Below are 26,753 nucleotides of genomic sequence, written 5' to 3' on the forward strand. Positions count from 1 at the left end.
GTTCTGCCGATCCCCGCAACACCCTGAGCCCAGGAAGTTGCGGGGATCGTCTTTCGGAGGGGGCGCCCCCCCGAGGGTGAACTTCGCGCCAGCGGTTGGCTGTCCGGCGTGGAGAGGCAAACACTCCGAAGAAGTGAGTGACCTTCATCACACGCATGGCGTCTCGAACAGGCCGCTCCCGCCTCACTCCCAGTAAGAGGTCAGCCCAGCGCGACACAGGAGTCGTCATGTCCAGAAGGATCGGATCGCTCGTCGGAGCGACCACCGCAGCATCACTCGTGGCCACGGCCCTCGTCGCCACCCCCGCTGTCGCCGACGAGGACGACGTCTTCGCGGAGCAGGTGGCGGCCTGGGCCGTCGGGATCGGGGCCTCGGAGGTGCTGACGCAGCCGCTGCCCGTGGTGGGCGTCGCCCCCGGCGCCCTGCTCGCCGGCGCCGATCCCACCCTGAGCGGCGACCTGACGCGGGACGGCGACCGGTTCACGCTCGCCGTCACCGAGGCGGCGCCGACGTACCTGACGCTCGCGCCGGGGTTCCCCCTGTCCTCCCAGCCAGGGTCGATCACCACCGACGTGACGGTGAGCGTCGCGTTCACCGTCGCCACCGCCGACGTCGACGGCAGCCCTCACCGGTACGTCGTCGCCTCCGGACCCGACGCCCCCGCGATCACCGCGAGCGTCGCGCTCGACGGGCTCCCCGGACCGCTCGCCGCGTCCGTCGGCCTGCTCGGGGTGGACCTCACCGAGGCCGCGCCGGTCACCCTCACCGCCCAGTACGCCGGGAGCCTCGGCGACCCCGACGGCGACGGTCGCCTCGCGTTCGACGACCCCGGCGGCCTGCCCGCCGACGGCGAGCTGTCCGCCGCAGGCTCGGCCACCGGCCTCGCCACCGTCGAGCTCGCCTCCGCCGCCGCAGGCGGCACGCTCGCCGTGACGTCGTCGGGCGACGTGCTCGCCCAGCCCGTCTCCGCGCAGGTCGCGTTCTCCTGGACCGATCTCACCGACCCCGCGACGCTGACCGTGACGCCCACCGGCTTCGGCGCGGTCCAGGACTTCCTCACCATGAGCGTGCGCGACACCGCGGAGGGCCTGGTGCTGGTGAAGTCGGCGCTCGCGGCGTTCCAGCGCGCGCAGCTCCCGGGCACCGGCAACCTCGACCTGCCGTTCATGCGGGGCACGCTCGCCGACGCCCTCGTGCTCAACGAGCAGATCGTCGCGTTCCTCGAGGACAACCTCGACCCGGTCGAGCCCGGCGTGGTGGACCCCAACGACGGCCAGCCCGAGTGGACCAGCGTGCAGGAGCTCTTCACCCTGCTCGAGGCGGCCGAGGGCATCGACGTGCAGGTCGGGGAGTACGACGCCGTCGCGAAGCGCCTCCCGTACACCGTGTCGCTGGCCCGGTCGGCCACCGGCGAGCCGCTCGGCGACGCACCGGCCCCAGCCCCGGACACGGACATCGAGAACGACGCGAAGCCCGGCCTGGTCGAGCTGGGCGACGTGCTGACGGACGGCACGGGCCGGTCCGTGGGCGACGTGGTGGGGGCCGAGGCGGTCGCGACCGTCAGCCCGGACTACGCCGCGCAGCTCGAGCTCGCGCTCGACCTGTCGGCACCCGTCCAGCACGACCCGCCGCTCGCGGTGGAAGGCCCCGACGGCACCGTCACGCACTACGACGTCACGCCGATCGGCGTGGACCGCACGCTCCTGCGGGGCGCCACGGCGACCGCCGACTTCCCGGTGTCGACGGCCGTCGCGGCCTCCGGCTCCGTCGGCTTCGTCGGGGTCGACGTGGGCGGGCAGATCGACGTGGGGCGCCAGGACGTGGCCCAGCCCATGCTGTCGCTGACCGTCGGCGGCAGCGACTACCGGTCCGTCAGCGACGTGTTCGAGGAGCTGCGCGCCGACGCAGACGCGCTCCTCGACGTGGACCTGAACATCGCCGCCTCCGTGACGGACGGCACCATCGCCGTGACGGGGATGCCCGGCTTCCTCCCGAGCGAGGCCACCTGGTCCGTGCCGCCGTGTGCCATCGAGGACGTGCCCGCCGGGTGCAGCCCGCAGCTCGGCGGCCTCGCCGACCTCCTCGCGCTCGACGTCGACATCAACGAGCCGCGCGCCCTGCTGGGCCGGCTCGCCGACGTGCTGGCGCTGCTCGACGCCGGGCTCCGGTCGCCGTCGCTCATGGGTGAGGCGGCCCACGCGAGCCTGCCCCTCACGGGCACGAGCGTGGCCGAGATCCTGGCGGGTGACGGTGGCGGCCTGCCCACGTCCACCGCGCTCTCCCAGGCGGTGGATGCCCTGGTGACCAACCCGCCGACCACCCTTCAGGAGACGGTGACCGCGCTGGAGACCGCGCTCGGCACCGACCTGCCGGTACGCCTCACCGAGGTCGAGGGTGAGCCTTCGGTGGTGCTCGACGTCGACTTCGCCCGGTCGTACGAGCGCAGCGAGACGCTCGCGTTCGACGTGGACGGGGTGCCGCTCGTGGGCGCCTCCTCGAACGGGCAGGTGGACGTCTCCGCCGCCGTCGACGTCGAGACCGGCGTGGCCGTGCCCCTCGGCTCCGCGGCCTGGACCACGGGCGCCGACGCGATCCGCCTCGTGGACCCGGACATCACCGCCTCGGCGCAGGCCACCCTGGAGGGCTCGCTCGCGGTCTCGCTCGCCGGCCTCACGGCCCAGCTCGGCACCGAGGGAGACCCGGTCACGGGCGCCGTCGGGCTCACCGCCGCGTTCTCGCAGGACGGCGCCGTTGCCCTGGGCGACCTGCTCGGCGGCGACCTGGCGGTCACCGGCACCGACGCGTGCACGGGCGGCGCCGTGCTCTGCGCCGACCTGCCGGTGTACGTGCTGGGGCAGCCGCTGTCGGCGACGAGCAACTCGCTCGTGCTGAGCCTGCCGTCGCCCGGGACGCTCACCGGCGACTGGACCGGCCTGGACGTGACGCTGCCCGACACCGACGCGCTCGCCCAGCTCCTGTACTCGACGCCGTTCGACCTGAACAACCTGCCGTCCGGCATCCTCACCTACCTGCGGATGGTGGAGCAGGGCCTGCAGGCGGCGAGTCTCGGCGGCAAGGTACCGCTGCTGGGCGACCAGCTCGTGGAGGCGTCGAACGTCGTCGCCGAGGCGCGGGCCGCGCTCGAAGGGCTCGGCGACCTCTCCGGCCAGGCCTATGCCGACGCCAAGGCGGCGATCGAGTCCGCGCTCGGCGCCACGCTGACCGAGCAGTGCGGCGCGCTCCAGGCCACCACGGGGGTGGCCGCCCAGGCGGTGGTCGTCGCGCCGTCGGGCGACCCGCTGGTGAGCTACCGCTACGTGGTGGTGGGCCGTACCGGCGCCACGCCGACGCAGTACTCCGCGCCGAGCGAACCTGTGGACAACGAGGTGACGCTCAGCGCCGACAACCGCAACGAGGTGACCTGGGACGCGGACGGCCGCGCGAGCGGCTACCTCGTGCTCCGGTCGGTCGACGGCGGGGCGTGGGAGCAGGTGGCCGACGTCGCCGCCGGCACCACGACCTTCTCCGACGACGGCACCGCCACCCCGGTGGCCGCGCCGGCCGACCCGGGCGCCCCGGTGCAGGTCTCCGACTGTGGCGCGTCCAACCCGCTCGCCATCGAGGCGATCGTCGTGGACTGGGAGTTCGACCCGAACGGCCCCGACGGCGACCCCGAGCTGTGCCAGGTGGTGCCGCTCGACCTGGGCATCCCGGGCCTGGCGCTCCGCGCCTCCACCGTGCAGGGCGCGCAGGACCCGGTCGCGTGCGCCGACTCCCCGGGCGGCGGCCTGCGGGCCTCGCTGGACTACGGGTTCGGCATCGAGATCGCGCTCGACAAGACGGCCGGCGTCGTGGTCCTCACGGGCAACGAGGGCGCCACGGAGGACGACCCCGGCCGCCCGGAGGCGTACGTCGGCGCGGCGGTCGCACTCGACGCCGTCGACGGCGGTGACGACCTCACCGCCGAGCTGGCCATCCTCCAGGTCGACGTCGAGAAGAACGACCCGGCCGCCGAGGAGCTCTCGGGCTCCTTCTCGGTGGACCTCGTGGGCGAGCCGCTCGACGTGGCGGGCGCACCGGTCGAGGGCGTGCGGCTCGACGCGCTCGTCTCCTCCCCGGGCGACGTGGTCCACGTGGGCGCCGAGTTCGACGTGGACATCGACTGGCACCTGACCGCGGCGCCGTCGGTCAACGGGCAGACCCTGCCCGGCATCGCCACGGACTTCGAGCTGGCCTGGTCGGCGGACGCCGGGGCGGGGGCGTCGCCCACGTTCGGTGACCCCAACCCGGACGTGTCCACGGACCCGACCATCGCGTTCCGCAACATCAGCCTGGACCTCGGCAGCTTCCTCGACTCGCAGATCAAGCCCGCGGTCGACGAGGTCAACCGGGTCCTGGACCCGCTGCGGCCCATCATCGAGACGCTGTCGGCGCCCATCCCCGTGCTGACCGACCTGTCGACCATGGCGGGCGGTGACCCGGTGACGCTGCTGAGCATCGCCAAGGCGTACAACACGCTCACGGGTGGCACCGACACGCAGATGATCGACACGGTGGTCGGCGTGGTGCAGACCATCCAGAAGGTGGACCAGGCGGTGCAGGCCGTCGCCGCGGGCGACGGGATCCCGCTGCCCATCGGCGACCTGGTGGTGAACGGCGCCCAGGCGAAGACCACTGCGGCGACACCCGACCAGGTCCAGAACCTGAAGGGCGGCTTCACCGAGGCCGCTGTGCCTGACGGGTCCACCGCCGCCGAGGTGAAGGGCCTGCTCGGCCCTGACAGCGTCAGCGAGACCACCGACAAGGGCCGGTTCGGCTTCACGTTCACGCTCCTGGAGCAGCCGGAGCAGCTGGCCAACCTGCTGCTCAACGGCGACGTGGAGATCGTCCGGTTCGACACCGGCACGCTCGAGCTCGGGTTCTCCTTCGAGCAGTCGTTCGGCCCGGTGTACGCGCCGCCGCCCATCTTCATCACGCTGTCGGGCGCGGCCGGCGTCAAGGCCCGCCTCATCCTCGGGTTCGACACGTTCGGGTTCCGCCAGGCCATCCAGGCCGCCCGCGAGGGTGGCGGCGCGAGCTCCGCGCTGCACATCTTCGAGGGCCTCTACCTCGCGACCACCGACCTGGAGGGCAGGTCCATCCCCGTCCTCGAGTTCTACGGCGAGATCGCGGCGGGCCTGTCGCTCAACATCGTCATCATCCGGGTCGACGTGAGAGGCGGCTTCGGGCTCACTGTCGCCTTCTTCTGGAACGACCCGAACGACGACGGCAAGTTCCGCTTCAGCGAGTTCGGCGCGCAGGCCAAGATCAGCCCGATCTGCCTCTTCCGGACCGAGGGCAGGCTCTACCTGTTCCTCGAGCTCGGCGTCACCATCGGCATCAGCATCTTCTCGGTGTCGTTCGACGTGACGATCGCCAAGGTGACGATCCTCGACTTCACGGCCGAGCCGGACTGCGAGCCGGAGCCGCCCAAGCTCGCCGAGGTCAAGGACGGCGTGCTCGTCGTCTACCTCGGCAAGGCGGGCGGCCTGCGCGGCGGCTCGTGGGCGCCGTCGGGTGACAAGCCCGAGGTGTTCAAGGTGTACGAGCGTCACGACCACCACGCCGGCACCGAGGGCGACCGGCCTGTCACGGGCTACGCCGTCGAGGGCCTGGGCATCGTCCGGGAGTTCGAGGGCGCGGTCACCACGGTGGTGGTCGACGGCGGCGGGACGGCCACGCCGTTCCACCTCACCTTCCTCGGTGACTCGGACCGCGAGAACCCGGACCTGCGGGCGGGCTTCCGCACGCCCGTGGTCGTGGTGGGCTCCACCGGTCCCGACGAGATCAAGACGGACGAGGGTCCCGCGTACGTCGACGCCCGCGAGGGTGACGACGTGGTCACGGCCTCCAACGCGCCCGGCCGCCCCGCCCGTGTGGCAGGCGGGCCCGGCAAGGACCGCGTGACCACCGGCCAGGGCGACTCGGTCGCGGCGGGCGACTCTGCCCTGCCGGTCGAGAGCACCGTGAGCGTGGGCGGCCAGAACGTCGCCACCGCGCTCGGCTCGCCGTCCGCGGGGACGCTGACCGGCGACGACGAGGACGCGGTGGCCGTCGGCACCGGCGCCAACACCGCGTTCGGCAACGGCGGCAAGGACCGCGTGGGCGTGGTCGGCGAGCAGGGCGACCAGCGCTCGGCGCAGCCGAACATCCTGGTGGGCGGCGACGGGCCGGACCTCCTCACGGGTGGCCCGGGGCCCGACGTCATCTACCCGGGCATCGCGCCCGCAGGCGGGCTGCTCGACCTCGGTGGCGCGCCCTACACGCCGGGCGGCGGGCTCACGGACGCGCAGCGCGCGGCCCTGGCGGACGCCACCGGAACCGGCGACGTCGAGGGCCCCAACACCGTGGACACGGGCTCCGGGTCCGACGTGGTGATCGGGTCCGACAAGGTCGACCTGGTGCAGTCGTCGTCGCTCGGCTCCGAGGAGACGTCGTCGTACCTGTTCGGCGGGTCCGGCGAGGACGTCCTCGCGGGAGGCTTCGGCGGCGACCAGGTGTTCGGCGGGCCCGACGACGACTACGTGCTCGCCGAGCCCACCGACGTGGGCGCGCCCAGCAACCCGGGCGACGGCTACGGTCCGCAGCGCAGCCTGGACCGGCACGACCTGCCGGCGGGCGAGGTGGCGGCGCACGACCTGCTGGTCGGCGGCGCGGGCAACGACCACCTGCTCGGCGGCGACGGGGGAGCGGACGCCTGGGGCGACGCCTTCCGGCCGGCGGAGCTGTGCGCCGCGGGCGACCCGGTCGCCAGCGACGGGGACACCCCCGGCGCCGACGCCGTCCCGATCGCTCCCGACACGGGCGCGGCCGACGGCCAGGACACCATCACCGGTGGCCGGGGCGTGGACGTGGTCCGCGCGGGCGGCGGTCACGACCGCGCGACGCTCGCCGAGGCCGACGACCGCGGCTGCGGTCAGGGCGGCAACGACGTGGTGCGGGGCGGTGACGGCGCGGACGACCTCTGGGGCGGCGGCGACGTCGACACCCTCTACGGCGACGGCGGCACCGACGAGGTCTTCGGCAACGCTGGGGCCGACGTGGTCTACGCCGGTGAGCACGCCGACGTGGCCGAGGGCAACGACGGCGCGGACTCGCTGTTCGGCGGGGCCGAGGCCGACCTGCTCGTGGGCGGCACGCGCGCCGAGGGCCGCCCCGACACCGGTGACGCCCTCTACGGCGACGCGGGTACCGACACCCTGATCGGCGACAACGGCGCGGCCGACGCGGATGCTCCGCTCGGGTACCGGCCGTTCGACCTGACCGGCCCGGACACGGCGGGCGGCGCCGACCAGCTCTACGGGGCCGCGGGCGCCGACCTCGGGTTCGGCGGGATCGGTTCGGACCTCCTCGTGGGGGCCGACGACGCCGACCACCTCGAGGGCGGGCCCAACCCGCTCGGCACGCCGGACGTGGTGCTGGGCCAGGGCGGTGCCGACGAGCTCGTGGGCGGGTCCTTCCTCTCCGCCCCCGACGCGGACGACGTCGTCGAGGGCGGCGAGGGCGCGGACGTCCAGCTCGGCGACAACGCCTCGGTGGTGCCGACGTCCGTCGACCCCGCCGGGACGCCGGTCCTGACGGGCCGCGCCACGGCGGCGCACACGGTGGTCGAGCTCGACACCGAGGCAGCACCCCCGGCCGGGACCTCCGGCCCGGACGTGCTCCGCGGCGGTCCGGCCGACGACGCCCTGTTCGCGCAGGGCGGCGACGACCCCGAGGTCGCGGGCGGCGACGGCGACGACCTCGCCGTCGGCGGCCGCGGCTCGGACACCGTGACCGGCGACGCCGGGCGCGACGACCTCGTGGGCGGCTCCGTCACCCCGCTGGGGACCACGGTCCCCGGTGGGCCGGGCACCGACGGTCAGCCCGACCAGGGCGACGTGGTGCGCGGTGGTACCGAGGGCGACATCGCGCTCGGCGACAACGCGGTGGTCACGGTGGCGGCGGGCGCTCCGCCGTCGGTCACCCCGCTGCTCGCGGGACGCGAACGGGCCGACCAGGCCCCGCGCGTGCTGCGCCTCCTCGACCTGGGCGGCGACGCCGGGCCCGCCGAGGGCCCGGGGGCCGACGCCGGGGGTGACCTCGTCCAGGGCGAGGCGGGCGAGGACGTGCTGCTCGGCCAGGCCGGCGACGACCGCGTCCAGGGCGGCGACGCCGACGACGCGGCCGAGGGCGGACCCGGCACCGACTGGATCGAGGGTGGCACCGGCGACGACGACCTCGTCGGCGGATCGACCACCCCGGCCGCGGCGCCTGCGTCGAGCGAGCCCGGTACGGGCAGCACGGCGTCGACGGGCCAGCCGGACGCGGGCGACTACGTCTTCGGCGGCTCGGGCGACGACGCGGCGATCGGCGACGACGGAGCGATCCTCCGTGGCGCCGGAGCGACCACGTCGGTGCTCGAACGGAGCTCGACGGACGGCACGCTCGTACGGCAGCGCGGGGTGGTGCTCTACGACCTCACCGCGGAGCTCGGCGGCGGCGACTACCTGCTGGGCGGCGACGGCGTCGACGCCCTGTGGGGCCAGGACGCCCGGGACGCGATCACGGGCGGCCCGGACGACGACTACGCGGAGGGTGACGGTGCCGGCGACGTGATCTACGGCGACGCCCCGGTCCTCACGCTGACCGAGGCGGGGGAGCCGGCGTCGGGCGTGGTCGAGGTGCCGCTCCCGGTGGCGACGTGGCCGGGCGCTGCGGCGCCCGAGGCCGAGATGGGCCCGCACGGTCAGGACGACCTGATCGGCGGGGCTTCGCTGGCCGGGTTCCGCGACGCGGGCGACCGCATCGCGGGCGACGGCGAGTCGGACGTGGCCCTCGGCGACGACGGCACGCTCCTCCGCGACCCGGTCGAGGCGGGCGGGCTCTGGTCCGACCGCGTCGAGCCGGACCGCTACCCGGTGAACGTGGCCGACCCGGCCTACCCGGCCCGCCTGTTCGCGGTGCGGCTGCACGACCCGGGCAAGGTCCCGGCCGGGCAGGACGGCACCACGAGGTTCTGCGCGCAGGTTCCCGACCGGACCACCTGCGAGCCCGCGGGCGCGTGGGGCGGCGACACCGTCTCCGGCGGAGACGGCGACGACCGGCTCTGGGGCCAGGACGGCGACGACACCATGACCGGCGGCGCCGGCAACGACGACCTGACCGGTGAGCTCGGCGACGACACGCTGTCGGGCGAGGGCGGCGAGGACACGATCCTGGGCGACCGGGGCGGCGTCGTCGGCCAGTGGATCGACTCCGCCGCGGAAGGCACGTTCACCACCTCGGTGAGCGGCACCCCGCAGGAGTCGTACACGGGCCTGCGGCCCGGGACGCTGGACCGGCGGGTGGACCTGCTGTCCGACGTCGAGGACCGGGCCTGGGTCGACACCGACGCCCAGCCCATGCCGTACCCGGGCCTCCGGGTGGGCGGGAACGACCGCATCCGCGGCGGCGACGACCACGACGTGGTCTTCGGCGGCGCGGGGGCCGACCTCGCCAACGGCGACAGCGGAGGCGACTTCCTGTTCGGCGGCACCGGGTCCGACGTGGTCTGGGGCGGGCGCGGCCTGGCCGACGGAGCACCCGACCGGGGGGCTCAGGACGAGCACCTCGACCTCGTGTTCGGCGGCTCGTCGGTGGCGGGGGCCGGCACGGACTCCGTGCTCGGGGCCGACATCCTCGACTGGAACCCGCGGGGCTCGGCCGACGTGCCGGGAACCACCTGCGCGGTCTCCGGGGCGCCCGCCGAGGTGCCGGGGACGGTGGTAGACCCGTGCGTCTGGTTCGCCATGACGGACACGGACGACGCCGACCCGGCGAACGACCAGCACCACCACGGCACCGACTGGATCTACGGCGGCTGGGACCGTGACGTGATGCAGGGCAACGAGACGGCCAACGGTCCGAGCGACCACGACGACCGCCTCATCGACTGGAACGGCGCCTTCAACCTCTACTCGCACTGCAACGCGGCGTACGGAGGTTGGAACGACATCCGGCAGCACAGCCCGTCGATGAAGTCCTTCCTGCGGGCGGTGGCCTACGCGGCCGGCGCGGGCCGGGACGCGGACGACGTCACCACCCCGGGCAGCTCGGCGTTCGTCGAGGTGGCCGTGGTGGAGCCGTCGGACAACGGGCAGCACGGGACCGGCAAGGCGTTCCCGACCACGCCGGGGCACTTCGACGACCCGGCGGCGTGCGCGGTGCCGTAGCCCTGATCACCTTCGGGCGCGGCCTGCAGAAGCGGCCCCGTCGTTCGGTCTCTGCCGGACGACGGGGCCGTGGTACGGGTCAGCAGGGTCAAGGCCCGACGCGGGCCGGTGAGCGGTGCCGCGGTTGCGTGCTGAAGATCTCGCTGTTGTGCAGGTCAGGGCGTTCGAGAAGGTGGAGCTTCGACTCGTACGTGAGTCGACCGTGGACAGCGGACCGGAACGTGCGACCGGACCACTCGAACTCGGATTCCTCGACCATCTGGAAGTGTGAGGCCCGACTGATGAGGCCGCAGATCCAGTCGGCGAACTGGATGCCAGAGTTGAGCTTGCTCTCGATGTGCAGGGGAGCTTCGATCACTCGCTTCATCTCGGGCTTCGGCCGGGAGTAGATGTGGGCATACATCTTGGCGGCCAACTCTTGTCGGCTCTTGTCGGTGAACGCGTCCGCGAGGATCAGGAGGTCGTTGCCCGCGCTCTCAGCGTGCCGGCACAAGCGATTGATCGTCTCTCGAAGGGCATCGCTCATGATGGTCGCCGAGTCACGACCGGTCTGCTTGAGGGTGCCGCGCGCCTTCTCGTCGCCGTAGTAGAAGAGTTTGCCGTCGTAAGAGTCGAGGCGTCGGAGGAGTCCGTTGAAGGCTCGGACCTGCTCGGGACGGCTCCTGATGCTGCCTGTGCTGAAGTACTCGGAGCCTTTGCGCTCCCATTGGGCAGGCGCCTTCGAACTCTCGATCTCGGTCTTGAACAGCGTGGTCTTGACGCGCTTGAACTCGGCGCCGAGGTAGCGCGCGTTCTGTGCCGGCAGGACGAAGCCGGCATAGCCGAAGATCGGGTGCTGCCCGAACTTCGGGTGCCCGTGCTCGATGTAGGGCCCGACATGGCCGAACTCATCCAGGTAAGCGATCAGCATGGGGCCCCCTCCCATCCTGTCAACGCAAGAACCCACGCACGAGTGCGTGGGTTCTTCGGAGTGGCGCGTGTTCCGTGTCTCAGGAGTCGCTACCGGGTCACACCTTACCCACGGGGAGCGGCGACCGCCATCGGTGAGTCCTTCCGGAGGAAATTCGGAAGGACTCTGGCGTTATTCGCGTGCGGCCGCTACGGTCGTCCCAACTCGGACAAAGACGTCCGGTCGACATCGAGGTCCGGCACAGGCCGTTCGCAAGGAGCCCCCATGCGCCACCACCATCCCAGCACCACGAGACGTCGCGTCGCGGCCGCCGCAAGCATCGCGGCGGCACTCACCCTCGGCCCGGCCGCGCTGAGCGCGACCGCGGCCTCCCCGCAGAAGGCCCCCGAGGCGCCGTCGGGCACCGTCACCCAGGGTGCCGACGGCATCAACGGCTACAAGGCCGTGGGCTACTTCCCCGGCTGGGCCCCCCAGTCGAACGACTACCAGGTGTCCGACCTGGTCCGCACGGGGACCGTCGAGGACCTGACGCACCTCAACTACGCGTTCGGCAACGTCACCACCGACCTGGTGTGCGACATCGCCGACACCACAGGCCCCGAGGGCATCGAGGGCGACCCGTCTGCCGACTACCTGCACCTGGTCTCCGCCGAGGACTCCGTGGACGGCGTGGCCGACACGGCCGACCAGGTGCTCGCGGGCAACTTCAACCAGCTCCGCAAGCTGAAGGAGGTGGCGCCCGACCTGCAGGTGCTCATCTCGCTGGGCGGCTGGACCTGGTCGGACAACTTCTCCGACGCGGTGTCGACGCCGGAGAACCGGGCCCGCCTCGTCGAGTCGTGCGTGGACCTGTACATCCGCGGCAACCTGCCGGTGTACGGGGCGCAGGGCGGCGAGGGCGCCGCGGCCGGCATCTTCGACGGCATCGACATCGACTGGGAGTGGCCGGGAGCCGACGGCGAGCACCCCTCGCCCCGGCCTGCCGAGGACAAGGCGAACTTCCTCGCGTTCATGGAGCTGCTGCGCGCCGAGCTCGACGCCGTCGAGGCGGAGACTGGCGAGGACTACCTGATCACGGGCTTCGCGCCCGCCGGCTGGGCGCCGCGCACCAACGGCGGCTGGGTGGACCCCCGGCTGTCCGCGGTGGTCGACTTCCTCAACGTCCAGGGCTACGACTACCACGGCACCTGGGTGTCGAACCGGACGGGCCACCAGGGCAACCTGCACAAGTACGAGTGGCCGGACACCCCGGGCACCTGGGCCAACTGGGGCCTCGCCGCCGACGACCTGCTCGGCGCGTACCGCGCCGCCGGGTACCGGGGCGACCAGATCAACCTGGGCATCGCCGCGTACGGCCAGGGCTGGAGCGGGGTCACGGACCCGACGCCGGGCGCCGCGGCCGGTGCCGCCGTCGGGACGCGCAACTACAACCTGCTGCGTGACGTGGGCGAGGAGTTCTACGACGAGACCGCCATGGCCGGCTACCGCTGGGACGGCGACGAGTGGTGGAGCCTCGACACGCCCCGCTCGGTGACCGACAAGGCCGAGTTCGTGGCCGTCAACGGGTTCGGCGGCGCGTTCTTCTGGGACCTGTCCGGTGACTACGAGAACGAGCTCGGCAACGCGCTGACCGACACGCTCCGGGCTGCGACGCCGGGACCGCTCGTCGCTGAGGGCGGGGCGAACCCGTGGTACGCGACCGGGGTATACACCCGCGGTGACGTGGTGACGTTCGACGGCGTGGAGTACAAGGCCAAGTGGTGGACGCGGAACCAGGAGCCGGGCGAGGCCGCTGGCCCCTGGGCTCCGACCGGGACCGTGACGCCCGCACCCGCGGCTGAGGAGTGCGCTCCGGCGTGGTCCGCTGACACGGTCTACCGCAAGGGTGCCGTGGTCTCGCGGGCCGGGGTCAGCTACACGGCCATGTGGTACACGGTCGGGTCGCGGCCCGGCGACGACGTGACGGGCGCGTGGGACGCGGGAGCGCCCTGCGTGTGACCTGGCGCGCGTGATGCGGTGCCCTGCGGGCCCGTGATCCGGTGCCCCACTGGCCCGTGATCGGCAGAACGTCGGATGATCGGCAGCTCGGGCTGCCGATCATCCGACGTTCTGCCGTTCAGGCGGGTGCTGCGTGAGTCACCGGCGGTGCCCGGTCACGGGCGGCGCTGGACCGTCAGCTCGGCCGGCTCGCTCGTCTCGCGGCCGTGCGCGTTGGTGGCGGTCGTGCGGACCAGGAGACCGTCGTGGGTCGGGTTCACGCGGCCCAGGCTGAGGGTCGACGTCGTGCCGTCGACGCTGACCTTGCCGTCGGCGGGCTGCCAGGTGGCGCCGTCGTCGGCCGAGGTCTCCCAGAGCACGAGCGGGCGCGGCGTGCCCTCGGCCGTGGCCGAGAAGGTGGCGACCCGGCCCGGGCGGACGGTGCTGTCCTGCGGGCTGCTCGCGATGGTGGCCGCGCCGACCGTCTGGTCGACGACGGGCCAGCCGTCCTCCCAGCCGAGGCGGTGCAGGCCGAGGGTCGGGAAGTAGGGGATCGCCTCGTTGAGGGCGTCGTAGTAGTGGAAGGCGAGGACGCCGTCGTGCACGGACTGCCCGCCCGGGCCCACCATCGCGCCGTGCTGCTCGAGGATCACCGTGCCGCCGCCACCGAACATGTCGCGGCCGGCCATGTCGAGGAACGGGCCGGTGACGCTGCGTGAGCGGCCCACAGCCACCTGGTAGGTGCTGTCGCCGCCGCGGCAGCAGAAGTTGAACGAGACGAACATGTAGTACCAGCCGTCGTGCTCGTAGACGAACGGCGCCTCGACGGGGTTGCCCGGCATGAAGCGGTCGACGACGTGCTTCGCGTTCGCGAGGGCGTTCGGGGCGAGCTTGCCGCTGGGCCACTCGAGCTCGACCATGAAGATGCCGTACCAGAACGAGCCGATCGCCATGTAGGGCGTGCCGTCGGCGTCCTCGACGATGCCGGCGTCGATCGCGTTGAACGTCTTGTTGTTCTCGATCGGGTTGGGCGACGTGATGACCGCGCCCTGGTCGACCCACTCGTAGTCGGGGTCGTCGGGGTTCAGGGTGGTGTTCGTGGCGAGAGCCGTCAGCGAGTTGTTGGTGCCGAAGCGGCTCGCCGAGTAGTAGAGGTAGTACGTGCCGTCGTGCTCGTAGATCTCCGGCGCCCACAGGTTGCCGGGCAGGTCGCCGTCGGCGAAGTGCTCGTCGATCCACGCCGGGATCTGGTCCCAGACCGTGCCCTCGTAGGCCCAGGTGGTGCCCTCGTCCTCGGACGCCCAGATTTGGATGGTGCCGCCGTTCTCGCGGTTCACCAGGCCGGTGGAGTAGACGTACCAGGTGCCGTCCTCGTCGTCGACGATGAGGGCCGGGTCGTGGACGGGCGAGGTCTCGCCGGTGATGCTGATGCCGCCGGGGGCGGTGCTGGTGCTCGCGGCTGTGGGGCTTCCGGCTGAGGTGGTCGCGGTGGTCGTGGCGCCGGCCGCCGACACCGCTGGCGCGACCAGGAGAAGGCTGGTCAGCGCGGCTGCCGCGATCCGGACGGGGGGACGGGAACGGCTCATGGGGTGTTTCCTCTCGATCCACGGCGCGTGGCGCCGGTGTCGTCATCGACCTGTGTCCCGATCTGTACAACGTTGTAAACCGTGGACGACATGAGGTTAGCCAGCCGCGTCCCGGGCGGTCAAGGGGACGATTCGGTGTTCGGGCCCGGGACCAGGTATCCTTCTACGGCCCGGTCAACCCGGGCGAGGTAGCGTGTCCGAGTGGCCTAAGGAGCACGCCTCGAAAGCGTGTGTGGGTGAAAGTCCACCGTGAGTTCGAATCTCACCGCTACCGCCTTCTGTAAGCGTAAGAGCCCCTGACCAGCGGAAACGCAGGCAGGGGCTCTCGCGTTCTCGGGGGTCCTCGATCAGGCTCGGGAGGTGGCCCGATGGCTGAGGGTCCCGAGCGCACGGTCTACTCGAAGAGCCAGGGCGGCCACGTCGTCGGCCATAGCCGTCGCGCCGAGCGCTCGGTAAGCCTCCAGCGCTTTGCCCAGCTCCTCGTCCGCACGCATGAGGCAGCGCTCGACGTTCACCAGTGCATCGGCCCTGTCTCCCCGCGGCCGGTCCTCGAGACGACGGGCCTCGTGCGCGACCTCGGCAGCACGGGCTCGAAGCACCTCCAGGTGGCCGGCCGCAGCCGGCTCGATGCCTTCGAGATGGCGCATTGCCGCGCTGACGTCGTCGGCCGCGTTCGCCAGCCACCGCGCGGCGTCGGCTCCCTCGTAGGGGAATGCGGGAAGCCCGCTCTGCCCCGGCCCACGTTCCATCATTGCCCCCTGTGGTTGTTGCCGATCCAGCGGCCGTGCTCGTCGTACGCGTCGGGGTTCTGCTCCCGGTGCGCCGCGTCGGCCTCCATGCGCACGAGCAGGTAGAGCTCGTTCGTGTTCTGCTCCAGCGACCGGGCCTGGGCCGCGTGGACCGTGAGCCCATGGAGATCGAGGGCTCGGACCGTGCTGCGCAGGTCGAGCGATGCCCGCGAGAGCAGGTCCCAGGCGAGCGACAGGGCTTCGGCGCGGCCCATGTCAGGACGCCTGCTCGTGCGGGTGCTTCACCGGTGACTGGCCCTCGATCGTCATGTGCCCCCTGTCATCAAGTCCTCATTAAGAGTTAGGCCAGCACAACATGACGTCCGACTGTCGTCAAGTCCTCATGAGGACATAGCCTGACGTGGGTTGGTCAAGGGAGAAGGTGAGCAGATGGCCGACGTCGGCCCCCGCGCGAAGAAGTACCACGTGATCGCGGACGCGATCCGTGCCCAGCTGCGCGACGGCGAGTACAAGCCGGGCGACCGTCTGCCCGCGGAGACTGTGCTCGCCGAGCGGAACAGCACGAGCGTGCCGACGGTGCGCCAGGCCCTCGGAGTTCTGCGCGGGGAGGGTCTGATCGAGTCTCGGCACGGAAGCGGCACGTTCGTGCGCGAGACCAGGCGCCGGGAGCGTCGGTCACGGAGCCGCTATGGCGACGCTCGAGGCAGGTCGGGCCTGCTGACCAACGCGCTCCGGCACGACATCGTCGCTGCCGGGCCAGCCCCCGTGCCGGTGCACATCGCCGACACCATGGGCGTCCCGGCCGGCTCCGAGGTGATCGTGCGACGGCGGCACTTGTACGACGAGGGTGGTCACCTGCAGGAGATCGGTGCTTCGTACCTACCTGCCGAGTTCGCGCGGGGCACCTATCTCGCTGAGCCTGCCGTCGTGCCCAAGGCTCTCTTCCGCTGTGTCGAGGAGTTGACGGGAAGGACCTATGCCCACGCCGTGGACCGGTGGATCGCCCGCCCGGCAGCGATGGAGGAAGCCGAGCTGTTCGGGCTCGTGATCGGCGAGCACGTGATCCACGTGGTGCACACTGCGACGGACGAAGCCGGCGCAGTCCTCGAGGTCTCGGAGTCGATCTGGCCCGCGGATCGCATGACGTTCGTCGACGAGTACGACATCCCCGCTCATGCAGAGACGGCCAACCCGAAGTCCGACATCTGATGACCGACTACGACGCCCTGTACGCCGACCAGCCCGCGATGCGCGATCACTGGTGGTGGCGTCCGGGCTGGGGTGTTGGCACGCGGTTCTACGCGTTCCACATCACGCAGGCCGAGCACCCCGGTGTGGTGGAGCTGGCTCAGGCGTACCAGGGGGCCGTGAGCGGTTTTCCGACTCTCGACCCGATCCCGGCCGAGTGGCTGCACATGACCCTGCAGGGACTCGGTCACGTCGAGGATGTCGACGACGTGACGGTCGAAGCCGTCCTCAGAACCGTGGGCACAGCGCTTCAGGGATTCGGCCCGATCGTCGCGTCGTACCACCGGGCGCACATCTCTCGTGAGGCGCTGATCCTGCCGCCGTCGGAGCCGAAGCGGTTCTCCGAGCTGCGCCGGCTCATCCGCCAGGGGATTGCGGAAGTCCTCGGGACCGCACCCGAACCGGAGGAGGGCTTTCGACCGCATGTCTCGGTGGCATATGGCAACGGGCCCAGCGATGCGGCACCGATTCGCCCGGTGCTCAACGGCGTTGAGGCAGACACGGAGCCGCCGACTGCGGTCTATGACCAGGTCCCGCTCATCCGGATGCACCGAGACCGGCGCATGTATGTGTGGGAAACCGTTGCCTCACTTCAGTTGGCCGAGTAGGAGGGCGTGACGCTTTGCGCAATGCACGGCGATCGGGTACCGGGCATATAGGTCGCAAGGCGTGACCTCGCTCGGCCGCCCACCTCCTGCACCGTGGCGTCCTCCTGCGAGTGGCTGCACTTCCGTGCGACCACCGGCCTGCCCAGCTGGACAACGACTGCGTCGCTAACCTTGCCTGCATGGGGCTATTCGACCTGTTCAAGAGGCCTGTCCGGACGTCGTCAGCAGGCGGTCCGAATCCAACGGCCACTGCGGCTGCCAATCCGAAGTCTGCACGAGAACTCGCACATGAACTCTTCGAACGTCACCCGGACGGCGGTGTCAACTGGCATGAGGTGGACTGTTTGGGGCTCGACTTTGAGGACGTCGCGAACGAGTACGACGCGCTTGTCGACGCGGCACGGGTTGAGGTGGTGACCGTCGAGCCCGGATCGCTCCGCGTCCTGGACCTGACGGACCTGGAGTCGACCCGTACTCGGATCAAGGGGCTGGCCCACTGGTTGCAGGCCGCGGAGCGGAGCGCTTTCGGGGGACGTCAGTACCTGTTGATCCGCGAACCAAACAATGAGCACGATGCTTCGGCCGTTGCTGTGTTCAGCACATCCGGCCGGAAGGTCGGCCACATTTCCGCATCGCGCGCGGCGTCGATGGCCCCGCTCCTGGACGAAGTCGATGTAGATGCGTTTCGCGTGAACGGGACTGGTGTGACGCCGAACAGCTCGCAGCTGTGGGTCGACGTCCCGAAGATGGGGCCACTGCGCAAGCGCCTACGGGGTTGAGGGATCGCGACGGGCGGGCCCCCGTGCTCAGCTGGGGTTATGACCAGCAGAAGCGCCGGGCCGGTGCTTCCGCCTCCTGTTGCATGTATGCAACGGTGTCGCTGTGCGCGTGTTCGACGACGAGGGTGCAGAGGTCGACTCGACCTTCATGATCGAGGTGCACGGTGACGACCTGTCGCTCGTGGTGGAGAGCCGGGGCGGCACCGTGGGCACTGCCAGCGCGCGGAACACCGAGTACACCTACGGGTTCACGATCCTGCTCCGCCGGTTGAGCGACCTCGGGGCGACGGTGACCGACGCGGCTGTGGACTCGCGCGGGACGAAGAACGTCGCCTGGGACGACCGCCGGCTCAGCCCCGTCCCCGCACCGCTCGGCGAGATCACGAACATCGACGACCTCGCCAAGGCTCTGATGCGCTCGCAGGGCCGGATCGGTCAGGTGCCCGGAGCCAAGGGCGGCAACACCACGAGGCGGATGCGCCTCCTGCTCGACGTGCCGGGATACACGACGGACGACGCCACGAGGTTGGAACGAGACCTCGCCCACGCGCCCAGCCCGGAGCAGCGCCGAGCCACCCGCGACCCGGTCGTAGCCGCGCCGGTCGGTCGCGACGACATCCCCGCCACCTACGACGGCCCCACCGATCTCGCCGTCCGACTGATGCGCCGCGGCGAGCAGCCGACCCTGCGACGAGGCCTTCTTCAGGGCCGGACCGAGGCGCCCTGCGCACTCTGCGGTGAGGTGCTGCCCGTGAACGCGCTGTGGGCGGCCCACATCAAGCGTCGGTCGGCCTGCACGGAGGACGAGCGCCGCGACCTGGCCAACGTCGCCATGCTCGCGTGTCTCTTCGGGTGCGACTGGCTGTTCGAGCTGGGATACGTCACGGGTGCAGACGGTCACTACGTGGCGACGGACGAGGCTGTCGCGCCGGCAATCTCCGCGCGCCTCGACTCCCTCGACGGTCGGGCGATCCCCGGGTGGGACGGTCGCGCAGAGTACTTCGCCTGGCACCGCGAGCACGTCTTCCGCGGCCGAGCCGCCCCGGCCGGCCCCGCCTGATCACCCGTCCGAGAACGCCCACCCCGTCCACCGCGTCACCGCGATCCGGATGACCGGGCCGCGCGGCGGGTCGTCGTCGTACTGCGGGTAGCGCCGCGTCAGCAGGTCGATCGCCGCCTGCCGTGCCGGGCCCTCCGCCTCTACCGTGGCGGTCCCGTCCGCGCGGACCCACCAGAGCTGCGTCCAGTCGTCGGCGTAGTGGTCGCACAGCACGGCGACGCGCGGGTTCTCGGCGAGGTTCCGCAGTCGGCGGAGGTTCGTCGTGGTCTTGGGCTTCTGGTCGATGGCGATCGAGATGACGTCGTCGGCCAGCGCGAAGACCACGGGCACGACGTGCGGCGCGAGGTCCGCGCCCACCGTCGCGAGGTACGCCGAGCGGGCGGCGCCCAGGCGCTCGCGGCACTCGTCGGGATCCAGGCGCACCGGCCCTCCTACCGCGGCGCGTACATGATGACGCCCACCCCGGCCAGGCAGATCAGCGCGCCGACGACGTCCCACCGGTCCGGCCGGAAGCCGTCCACGATCATGCCCCACGCCAGGGAGCCCGCCACGAACACGCCGCCGTATGCGGCGAGGATGCGGCCGAAGTTCGCGTCCGGCTGCAGGGTGGCGAAGACGCCGTAGATCCCGAGCGCGATCACGCCGGCGCCCACCCACAGCCAGCCCTTGTGCTCCCGTAGGCCTTGCCACACCAGCCAGGCGCCGCCGATCTCGAACAGCGCGGCGGCGACGAACAGGATGATCGAGCGCGTGACGGTCATGGGACCAGGGTGTCAGGCGGGGCCGGTGGGCCGCGCGGCCTCGGCGGGCAGCAGGTCGGCAGGCAGCAGGTCCGCGAGCAGCGGGCCGGCGTCGGGCGGCGCCGTGATGGTGAGGTCGAAGACCGGGCCGCGCAGGTCGAGGCGGAAAGAGTAGAAGGTGCAGCACCCCTGCTCCTGGGCGGCGAGCGCGGCGGTGCGCTCGAGGACGGCCAGGGGGAGGGTGGCGCGGACGCCGTCGGCCACCTCCTCCAGGAGCGCGCCCGCGAGGAGGGCGTGCCACTCGGCGGTCCTGGCGGCGTAGTCGCCGGCGCCGAGGGTGCAGGCGACGGGTGCGTCGGCTACCGCGGCAGCGTCCGGCGCAGGCCCGACCACCGCAGCGGCGACCTCCGCAGGGACCCCGCCCGAGGCCGCCGTCGGCCCGTCGAGGTGGACGCACGTGTCGTCGCAGGGCGCGTCCCGCTCGGGCAGGGCGTCGAGCCGGGCGACCGCCTGGGCGAGCGTGTCGCGGAGCGCCCCCAGCGCGACGAGGCGCTCCGCGACCTGCGCGGACCGCTCGACGAGCAGGGGCCGGTACGCGTCCCGGACGCTGTGGCACGGCTCGGACTCCCACGCGGTCACGAGCTCGCGCACGGCGGCGAGCGGAAGGTCGAGGTGCCGTGCCTGGGCGATGAATGCCAGGCGGTCGACGGCGTCCGGACCGTATGCGCGGTAGCCGTTCCCAGCCCGCGGAGCCGGGAGCAGGCCTTCCTTCTCGTAGTAGCGGAGCGTCGTCGCGGGCATCCCGGTGCGACGGGCCAGCTCGGAGATCCTCATGCCTGCGACGCTAGACCTTGGACCCGGCTCGAAGGTCAAGCGTGGTCGTGCTCCTCGACGAGCTCGCCCTCCCACGCCTCCTTGCCCTCGTGGATCGCGAACACGGCGATGACGAAGCCGGCGACGGGGTCGAGCCAGGCGGCGCCCGTCCAGGCGAACAGCAGCAGGCCCGCGAGCGTCGACACGGAGAGGAGGACGCAGATGCGGGTCTCCGCGGCGTCGGCCAGGATCAGGCGGTCGCCGCCCAGGGCGCGGCCCACGCGTTCCTTCGCGGCGGCGAGCAGCGGCATCACGATGAGCGACGCGACCAGGAGGCCGATCGCGAGCGGCGACGTCTCCGGCGTCTCCCCCGTGAGCAGCGCGCGCACGCCCTCCACCGTGACGAAGCCGGCGAGGAGGAAGAACGTCACCGCGACGAGCCGCAGGGTGAGCTTCTCCTTGCGCTCGTCGGGCTCGGCGTCGGGTCCCTGGCGCAGGCGGGCGGCGAGGCGGAGCCCTACGAGGACCGCCGAGATCGACTCGATCGCCGAGTCGATGCCGAACCCCACCACGGAGACCAGCCCCGCCAGGACGCCCGCCGTGATCGCGACCGCGCCCTCCACCACGTTGTAGCCGACCGTCACCTGAGCCAGGCGCAGCCCTCGCCGGGTCAGCCGCTCGGTCTCGACCGACGTGGGGTTGTTGGGGCTGCTCATGACGCGCTCCCGTCCACCCCGTACACCGGGCACAGGACGACGGCGTCGCCGGTGAGGCCGAGCAGCCGCTCGGCGGCGGCGAGCAGGTCCAGCGTGGCCTCCGGGTGGGACAGCGAGTACACCGAGGCGCGTCCCTGTGGCCTCGAGTCGACGAGACCGCAGTCACGCAGGCAGGCGAGGTGCTGGGAGACGGTCGACTGGGCGAGCCCGAGGTGCCGGGTCAGGTCGACGACGCGGTGCTCACCGAGGGCGAGGTGGCGCAGGATCCCGAGCCGGGCGGGTTCGGAGAAGCCGTGGAACAGGCAGGCGGCGGCTTCCAGGCTGCGTCTGGTATCGGCTTCGGTCTCTGTCATCGTCACAGGACGATGCTAGCCGATCGCCGCCGGCCCCCGGACCGCGTTGACCACCAGCACGCGCGACTCGTCGGTGACCGGCTCGTCGTGCCAGCCGCCCGCGACGCGGACCTCGCCGAAGCCGGCGGCGGCCAGCGCTTCACGCACCGCGAACTCGTCGCGGAAGTGCAGCTCCGTCGTGTACACACGGTCCTCGCCGCTCGGGAGCTCGTTGTGCGCGTCGAAGACGACCCGGCCGTCCGACGCCGAGGTCACCTCGATCCACTCGCGCAGGAGGCCGAGGTGCGTCGTCCGCTCGCCGAAGGTCGCCTCGCGGGTCCATCGTTCCCACTCGCGGAAGGCGGGGTTGCGCGTCTCGAACGCGAGCACGCCGCCGGGGCGAAGGCTGTGGACGACGGCGTCGAGCGCCGCGGGCAGCTCCTCCGGTCCGATGTGCATGACCGCGTTTCCGGTGCAGACCACCAGGTCCGCCGCCGCGTCGCCGGGAAGGGCGGAGGCGTCGCCCAGGATCCAGGTGACGGCGTCGGCCCCGGGCTGCGCCTGGGCGTGGCTGAGCATGGTGCGGCTCGGGTCGACGCCGACCACCCGCCGCCCCGCCGTGGCCAGCGCACGGGTGAGCAGGCCGGTGCCGCAGCCGAGGTCGAGGACCGTTCGCGCGTCCAGGGCGTCCGCGAGGGCGCGGTAGTAGGTGTGGTCGGCTCCGGCGGGGTTGTCGAGGTCGTAGAGCGCGACGAGGTCGGGGTCGCCATAGGGGTCGTGATCGGGCATGACGTGAGGCTACGGCGGGGGTGGGGTGGTGGGCCTGGGATTTCCGGTCCGCTTCGAGAACGTCATGGGGTCATGCTTCGGGCGGCGAAGCATGGCCCCATGACGTTCTCGAAGCGGACCGGCACCCGCCGTCCTGCTGGGAGCCCACCGGCCCCGCCACGACGACCGACGCCGGCCGGTCACCTTCTCAGGAAAGGCGACCGACCGGCGTCGGGCGAGAGCGTCAGAACAAGACGAGCAGAACCTCAGCCACGCCCCCGCGCCAGGTCCACCTGGAACAGCGTCGTGGTGCCGGACACCTCGTTGGCGACCGCGAGGAGCGGCTTGTGCGTCGGCGAGCCGGCGGCGGGGATGAACGCGAGGCCCTCGGGCCCGAGGTCACCGGCGGCAGCCAGCGCGGCGGAGGTGTCGTCGGCGTCCTCGACGGAGACGGAGTAGTCGCGGTTCGACACGTAGGTCACGAACTCGGACCGCGCCGGCGAGCTGATGTCGTAGACGATCACGCCCGAGGCGCGCTCCAGCCCGATGAACGCGTACGTCCGGCCACCCACGGCACCGATCGCGAGGTTCTCCGGCTCGGGACCCTTGTCGTCGGAGCGGCCCTCGAAGTTGGTCTCGGTGTGGTTCGTGTTGAACGCGTCGCCGAGCGCGGCGGACGTGATCTCCTCGAGCTCGGTGCCCGAATCGAAGACGAGCTCGCCGTCGGTGGTCCAGATGGAGAACGAGCGGCTGCCGAAGGAGTACAGCTGCTCGTAGCAGGTGCCGTCGTCGGACAGGCCGGACGCCGTGGTGATGTTGAGGCGTCCGAGGTCCGCGTCGCCGCGGAGCGCGGCGGCGGGGGAGTCGGCGCAGACGGGGGCGAGGCCCTTCTTGCCCAGGTCCTTCACGCGGGCCGGCTCGGCGTAGTCGCCCCACTCGCGGGCGTCGCCCTCGTTCGCGGAGACCAGGTAGGTCTCGCCGCGCACGGTGTAGGCGGTGAGGCCGTCCGGCATGTAGAGGCCCTGGACGGGGACCTCGCGGATCGCGGCCACGCCGTCCTTGTCGGACGGGTCGATGCCCTGCCCCACGACGGAGTGGTCCTTGCTGCCGAGCGGCCGGATCGTGGTGACCGTCGCGGACGCGAGGTCCACCTCGGCGACGGCGTTGGCCTCCTGCAGTGCCACGTAGGCGGTGACGGAGTGCTTGTCGACGGCCACGTACTCCGGCTCCAGGTTCCGCGAGACGCGGTACGTGAGCGACCCGTCGGAGCCGGCGACGTCCGGCCCGAAGACGCGCACGCCCGCGGGCAGCGCGTCGCCCTCGAAGGCGTGGAAGTCCGCCGTGCGGACGGCGGACTGGCCCGGTGCCGCGACGCGGCGGGGCAGCGCCACGACGGAGACGGTGCCCTCGGGGTCGACGGTGAAGTCGTCGTCGGGCTCGCCCTCGTTCGCGACGACGGCGGTGCGACCGTCGGGCGTGATCGTCACCATGTCGGGCAGCGCGCCCACGCGGACGGCGCCCAGCGCCGCGCCGTCGCCGGCCGCGTCGAAGAACACGAGCCAGCCCTGCGAGACCTTGTCGGGGGCCTCGACGGCGACGACGGCGAGGCCGTCGGCGCGGACGGTCACCGAGTTGGCGACGGCACCCTCGGGCACCGTCGAGCCGTCGGCGGCGGGGACGCCCGTGGTCTGCAGGGCGAAGAGACGGGCGGGCGCGGTGACGCGGGACACGTCGAGGACCGTCACCTCGCCGGCCTCCGCGTTCACGGAGAAGAGGCGCTCGCTCTTGGCGTGGTAGGCCACGATCTCGGCCGACGCCTCGTCGAACAGGCCCGTGGAATAGGAGCCGAGGGGGCGCAGCGACAGCGCGGCGCGGTCGGCGGAGTAGGTGACCGGGTCGGCGACGACACCGGCGCCGGGGGCGGACGACCCACCCGCACCGGCGGGCAGGGCGGTCGCTGCGGGCAGGGCGAAGGCGCCCAGCACGAGGCCGCCGGCGCACGCGCCCACGGCGAGAAGGTTCAGGGAGCGGGACATGCCGCGGACGCTAGGGCTCCGGGGTGTCGCAGTCCGGACGCGCCGATGTCGCAGGGGTGTACCGCCGGTGAACGAGCAGATTCACCCGCCGGTCCGCGACCACGGCCCGCACCAGCCCGGGCAGGAAGTCCCCGCCCCGCCGGACGCACCACGGCACGCCCGCGGTGACGAGCCAGGCGACCCGCTCGGGCAGGCTGGGCGGCGGCGGCGCGGCGGGGAGCAGGGCCGCAAGCCGGTGCCCGACGGCGGACGGGTCGCCTCCCGGCACCGCCTCGCCTCCGGCCACCGCCGCGTCCTCTCCCGGCGCCGCGTCCCCGTCCACGGCCGCGTACCGCCGGTCCAGGCGCGCCAGCGCCGCGGCGACCGACAGGGCGAGGTGGCGGTGCCCGGTGGGCGAGGGGTGGACCCGGTCGATGTGCCAGGCGCTCTTCCCGGCGGGCGCGACCGCGGCGACGCTGTCGACGACCAGGAGGCGGCCGAACGGGCCGTCGGGAGACCCCGCCGCGTTCGACCCGGCCATGTTCGACCCGGCCGCGTTCGAGACCGCGGCGTTCAGTGCGGCCACCCTCCGCCGCATCACCGAGCGGACGACCGTCGGCGCGAGCTCGAACAGGCCGATCCGGGGCAGGGTGGCGAGCACCACGTCGGTCCCGGCGGCTCGCAGGGCGGCGACGGTGGACCGCAGGTCGCGCTCCACCGCCAGGGCGCCGAAGTCGCTGCGCAGCACATCGTTGCCGCCCGTGAAGACGGTGGCGAGCGACGGCCGCAGCGCGAGCGCGCGAGGGAGCTGGTCGCGCCGGACGTCCCGGGCCCGGGCGCCGTTGGTGGCGAGGTTGGTGAACGCGTCGACCTGCAGGAGGGCGGCGAGGTGCGCGGCCCAGCCGGGCCCGTGGACGGCGTCGGGCCCCACGGTGTCGCCGACGCCCACGGTGATCGAGTCGCCGAGGGCCACCATCACGCCGGACTCACCCTCACACCGGGCTCACCGCGAGCTCGGGCACGCTGAGGTGCGTCTCGAACGCCGCCCGGGTGTGCAGCGCGACCATCGCCGCGCCCGTCGCGTCCCAGGGGAAGAGCTCGGCGCGGGCGCGGGCGGCGACCCGGCGGGCCACGGGGTCGCGGTCGAGGACGTCGTGCAGGGCGAGGGCGAGCGCGCCGGGCTCGGGCGCGCCGGCGGCTCCGGCGTCGGCCACCACCTCGGGGAGCGCGCTCGTGGACGAGCAGACCACCGGTGTGCCGGAGGCGAGCGCCTCGAGCGCCGCCAGCCCGAAGGTCTCGATCGGCCCGGGGGCGACGACGACGTCGGCGCACGCCAGCAGTGTCGCGAGACGCTCCCGGTCGGGGACGAACGAGAGGAACCGGTTCGGCAGGCCCGCCTGCTCGGCGCGGAGGCGGAGCGCGGGGAGGAGCGGCCCGGCCCCGGCCACGACGAGCCGGACGGGGCGGCCGTCGCGCAGCACCTGGGCCGCGGCGTCGACGGCCAGGTCGACCCGCTTCTCCTTCGAGAGCCGGCTGGCGACCACGACGAGCGCCGTCCCGCGGGGTGCAAGCTCGTCCCGCGCGGCGGTGGACCGGCGGTCGGGCCGGAAGAGGCCGAGGTCCACGCCGAGCGGCACGCGGTGCAGGGGCGGGAGGCGCAGGCCGGACCGCTGGGTACCGGGGCGGGCGCGCAGCCGCTCCACCTCGGCGGCCGCGTACCCGGTGGTGGCCACGAGCCGGTCGTACAGGGGGAGCGTCCGCGCGTTGTAGGTGTCGGCGAGCCGGGGCATGGTGCGGGCGCCCACCTCGCGGATGCGGCCGTCGGGCCCGCCGCCGGGGAGGAAGGCCCGCAGGACGCCGTCGACCCGCTCGTGCAGCAGGAGGACCGACGGCACCCCGGCCTCGTGCGCCCAGGTGCCGGTGCCGACCAGGGTGGTGCGGTCGCTCACCTCGAGCCGGTCCGGCTGGAGGGCGTCGAGGAGGCGGTGGACCTGCGCCGGGCGGGCCACGGCGCGGTAGCCGCCGCTGAACGGGACGCGCGGCGCGGCGACGGTCACCACCCGGACGTCGTCCACGACCGCGACCCCGGACCGCTCTCCGGGCACCACGAGCACCGGCTCGTGCCCCCGCCGCAGGTACTGCGCGGCGAGAGCGTGCATGGCGGTGCGGATGCCTCCGGAGCGCGGCCCGTAGAAGTTCGCGACGTGGACTATCCGCACG

Annotated in this window: 19 protein-coding genes and 1 tRNA gene; 7 read left to right on the forward strand and 13 right to left on the reverse strand. The window is 72.7% G+C overall.

The window, feature by feature from the left end:
* Positions 1 to 227: 227 nt before the first annotated feature.
* Positions 228 to 10,232: a hypothetical protein gene (locus tag AC060K_RS15865; protein WP_483766373.1), complete on the forward strand. Its 10,005-nt coding sequence runs from the start codon at positions 228 to 230 to the stop codon at positions 10,230 to 10,232.
* A gap of 88 nt (positions 10,233 to 10,320) precedes the next feature.
* On the opposite strand, the gene AC060K_RS15870 is transcribed toward AC060K_RS15865, so the two are convergent.
* Positions 10,321 to 11,142, reverse strand: a complete 822-nt coding sequence (locus AC060K_RS15870) for a DUF3800 domain-containing protein (RefSeq protein WP_483766374.1) — start codon at positions 11,140 to 11,142, stop codon at positions 10,321 to 10,323.
* A gap of 264 nt (positions 11,143 to 11,406) precedes the next feature.
* On the opposite strand from AC060K_RS15870, the gene AC060K_RS15875 reads away from it, so the two are divergent.
* Positions 11,407 to 13,140 carry a glycosyl hydrolase family 18 protein gene (locus tag AC060K_RS15875; protein ID WP_483766375.1) on the forward strand — a complete coding sequence of 578 codons (1,734 nt, stop codon included), beginning with the start codon at positions 11,407 to 11,409 and terminating at the stop codon, positions 13,138 to 13,140.
* Positions 13,141 to 13,295: 155 nt separating this feature from the next.
* Here the strand turns inward: AC060K_RS15875 and AC060K_RS15880 are convergent, their stop codons facing one another.
* On the reverse strand, positions 13,296 to 14,705 hold the full coding sequence (locus tag AC060K_RS15880) for a glycoside hydrolase family 43 protein (protein ID WP_483766376.1): 1,410 nt from the start codon (positions 14,703 to 14,705) through the stop codon (positions 13,296 to 13,298).
* A 187-nt stretch (positions 14,706 to 14,892) separates the two neighbouring features.
* Here AC060K_RS15880 and AC060K_RS15885 point away from each other — a divergent pair.
* Positions 14,893 to 14,979, forward strand: a tRNA-Ser gene (locus AC060K_RS15885).
* 73 nt (positions 14,980 to 15,052) lie between these two features.
* Here the strand turns inward: AC060K_RS15885 and AC060K_RS15890 are convergent.
* Positions 15,053 to 15,454, reverse strand: a complete 402-nt coding sequence (locus AC060K_RS15890) for a hypothetical protein (RefSeq protein ID WP_483766377.1) — start codon at positions 15,452 to 15,454, stop codon at positions 15,053 to 15,055.
* Entirely contained in the window at positions 15,454 to 15,708 is a 255-nt protein-coding gene (locus tag AC060K_RS15895; protein WP_483766378.1) for a hypothetical protein, read from the reverse strand. The genes AC060K_RS15890 and AC060K_RS15895 overlap by 1 nt, the downstream gene beginning before the upstream one ends.
* Positions 15,709 to 15,883: 175 nt before the next feature.
* Between AC060K_RS15895 and AC060K_RS15900 the strand changes: the two genes are divergently transcribed.
* The 4 genes from AC060K_RS15900 (at position 15,884) to AC060K_RS15915 (ending at position 19,149) form a co-directional block, all read left to right on the forward strand.
* Positions 15,884 to 16,663 carry a GntR family transcriptional regulator gene (locus tag AC060K_RS15900; RefSeq protein ID WP_483766379.1) on the forward strand — a complete coding sequence of 260 codons (780 nt, stop codon included), beginning with the start codon at positions 15,884 to 15,886 and terminating at the stop codon, positions 16,661 to 16,663.
* Positions 16,663 to 17,310, forward strand: coding sequence for a 2'-5' RNA ligase family protein (locus AC060K_RS15905; RefSeq protein WP_483766380.1), 648 nt, complete (start codon positions 16,663 to 16,665; stop codon positions 17,308 to 17,310). Before AC060K_RS15900 ends, AC060K_RS15905 begins: the two co-directional genes overlap by 1 nt.
* A gap of 179 nt (positions 17,311 to 17,489) precedes the next feature.
* A complete protein-coding gene (locus AC060K_RS15910) occupies positions 17,490 to 18,089 on the forward strand; it encodes an HIRAN domain-containing protein (protein ID WP_483766381.1) in 600 nt (199 codons plus the stop codon).
* Between the two features lie 103 nt (positions 18,090 to 18,192).
* On the forward strand, positions 18,193 to 19,149 hold the full coding sequence (locus AC060K_RS15915) for a hypothetical protein (RefSeq protein WP_483766382.1): 957 nt from the start codon (positions 18,193 to 18,195) through the stop codon (positions 19,147 to 19,149).
* On the opposite strand, the gene AC060K_RS15920 is transcribed toward AC060K_RS15915, so the two are convergent.
* From AC060K_RS15920 to AC060K_RS15960, 9 genes are all read right to left on the reverse strand, one after another.
* A complete protein-coding gene (locus AC060K_RS15920; protein WP_483766383.1) occupies positions 19,150 to 19,572 on the reverse strand; it encodes a TIGR03668 family PPOX class F420-dependent oxidoreductase in 423 nt (140 codons plus the stop codon).
* 8 nt (positions 19,573 to 19,580) lie between these two features.
* Positions 19,581 to 19,910 carry a YnfA family protein gene (locus tag AC060K_RS15925; protein WP_483766384.1) on the reverse strand — a complete coding sequence of 110 codons (330 nt, stop codon included), beginning with the start codon at positions 19,908 to 19,910 and terminating at the stop codon, positions 19,581 to 19,583.
* Positions 19,911 to 19,922: 12 nt separating this feature from the next.
* Entirely contained in the window at positions 19,923 to 20,723 is an 801-nt protein-coding gene (locus tag AC060K_RS15930; RefSeq protein ID WP_483766385.1) for a MerR family transcriptional regulator, read from the reverse strand.
* A gap of 35 nt (positions 20,724 to 20,758) precedes the next feature.
* The gene (locus AC060K_RS15935) at positions 20,759 to 21,418 is read right to left on the reverse strand and encodes a cation diffusion facilitator family transporter (RefSeq protein WP_483766386.1); all 660 of its coding nucleotides are present in this window, start codon (positions 21,416 to 21,418) and stop codon (positions 20,759 to 20,761) included.
* Entirely contained in the window at positions 21,415 to 21,771 is a 357-nt protein-coding gene (locus AC060K_RS15940; RefSeq protein ID WP_483766387.1) for an ArsR/SmtB family transcription factor, read from the reverse strand. The genes AC060K_RS15935 and AC060K_RS15940 overlap by 4 nt, the downstream gene beginning before the upstream one ends.
* 15 nt (positions 21,772 to 21,786) lie before the next feature.
* Positions 21,787 to 22,539: a class I SAM-dependent methyltransferase gene (locus AC060K_RS15945; RefSeq protein ID WP_483766388.1), complete on the reverse strand. Its 753-nt coding sequence runs from the start codon at positions 22,537 to 22,539 to the stop codon at positions 21,787 to 21,789.
* Positions 22,540 to 22,784: 245 nt separating this feature from the next.
* Positions 22,785 to 24,554 (reverse strand): choice-of-anchor I family protein, encoded by a 1,770-nt coding sequence (locus AC060K_RS15950; RefSeq protein ID WP_483766389.1) that lies wholly within the window; start codon positions 24,552 to 24,554, stop codon positions 22,785 to 22,787.
* A 10-nt stretch (positions 24,555 to 24,564) separates the two neighbouring features.
* Entirely contained in the window at positions 24,565 to 25,509 is a 945-nt protein-coding gene (locus tag AC060K_RS15955) for an SGNH/GDSL hydrolase family protein (protein WP_483766451.1), read from the reverse strand.
* A 16-nt stretch (positions 25,510 to 25,525) separates the two neighbouring features.
* Positions 25,526 to 26,752, reverse strand: a complete 1,227-nt coding sequence (locus AC060K_RS15960; protein WP_483766390.1) for a glycosyltransferase — start codon at positions 26,750 to 26,752, stop codon at positions 25,526 to 25,528.
* Position 26,753 lies beyond the last annotated feature (1 nt).

The organism is Antribacter sp. NEAU-D49 (assembly GCF_057158775.1).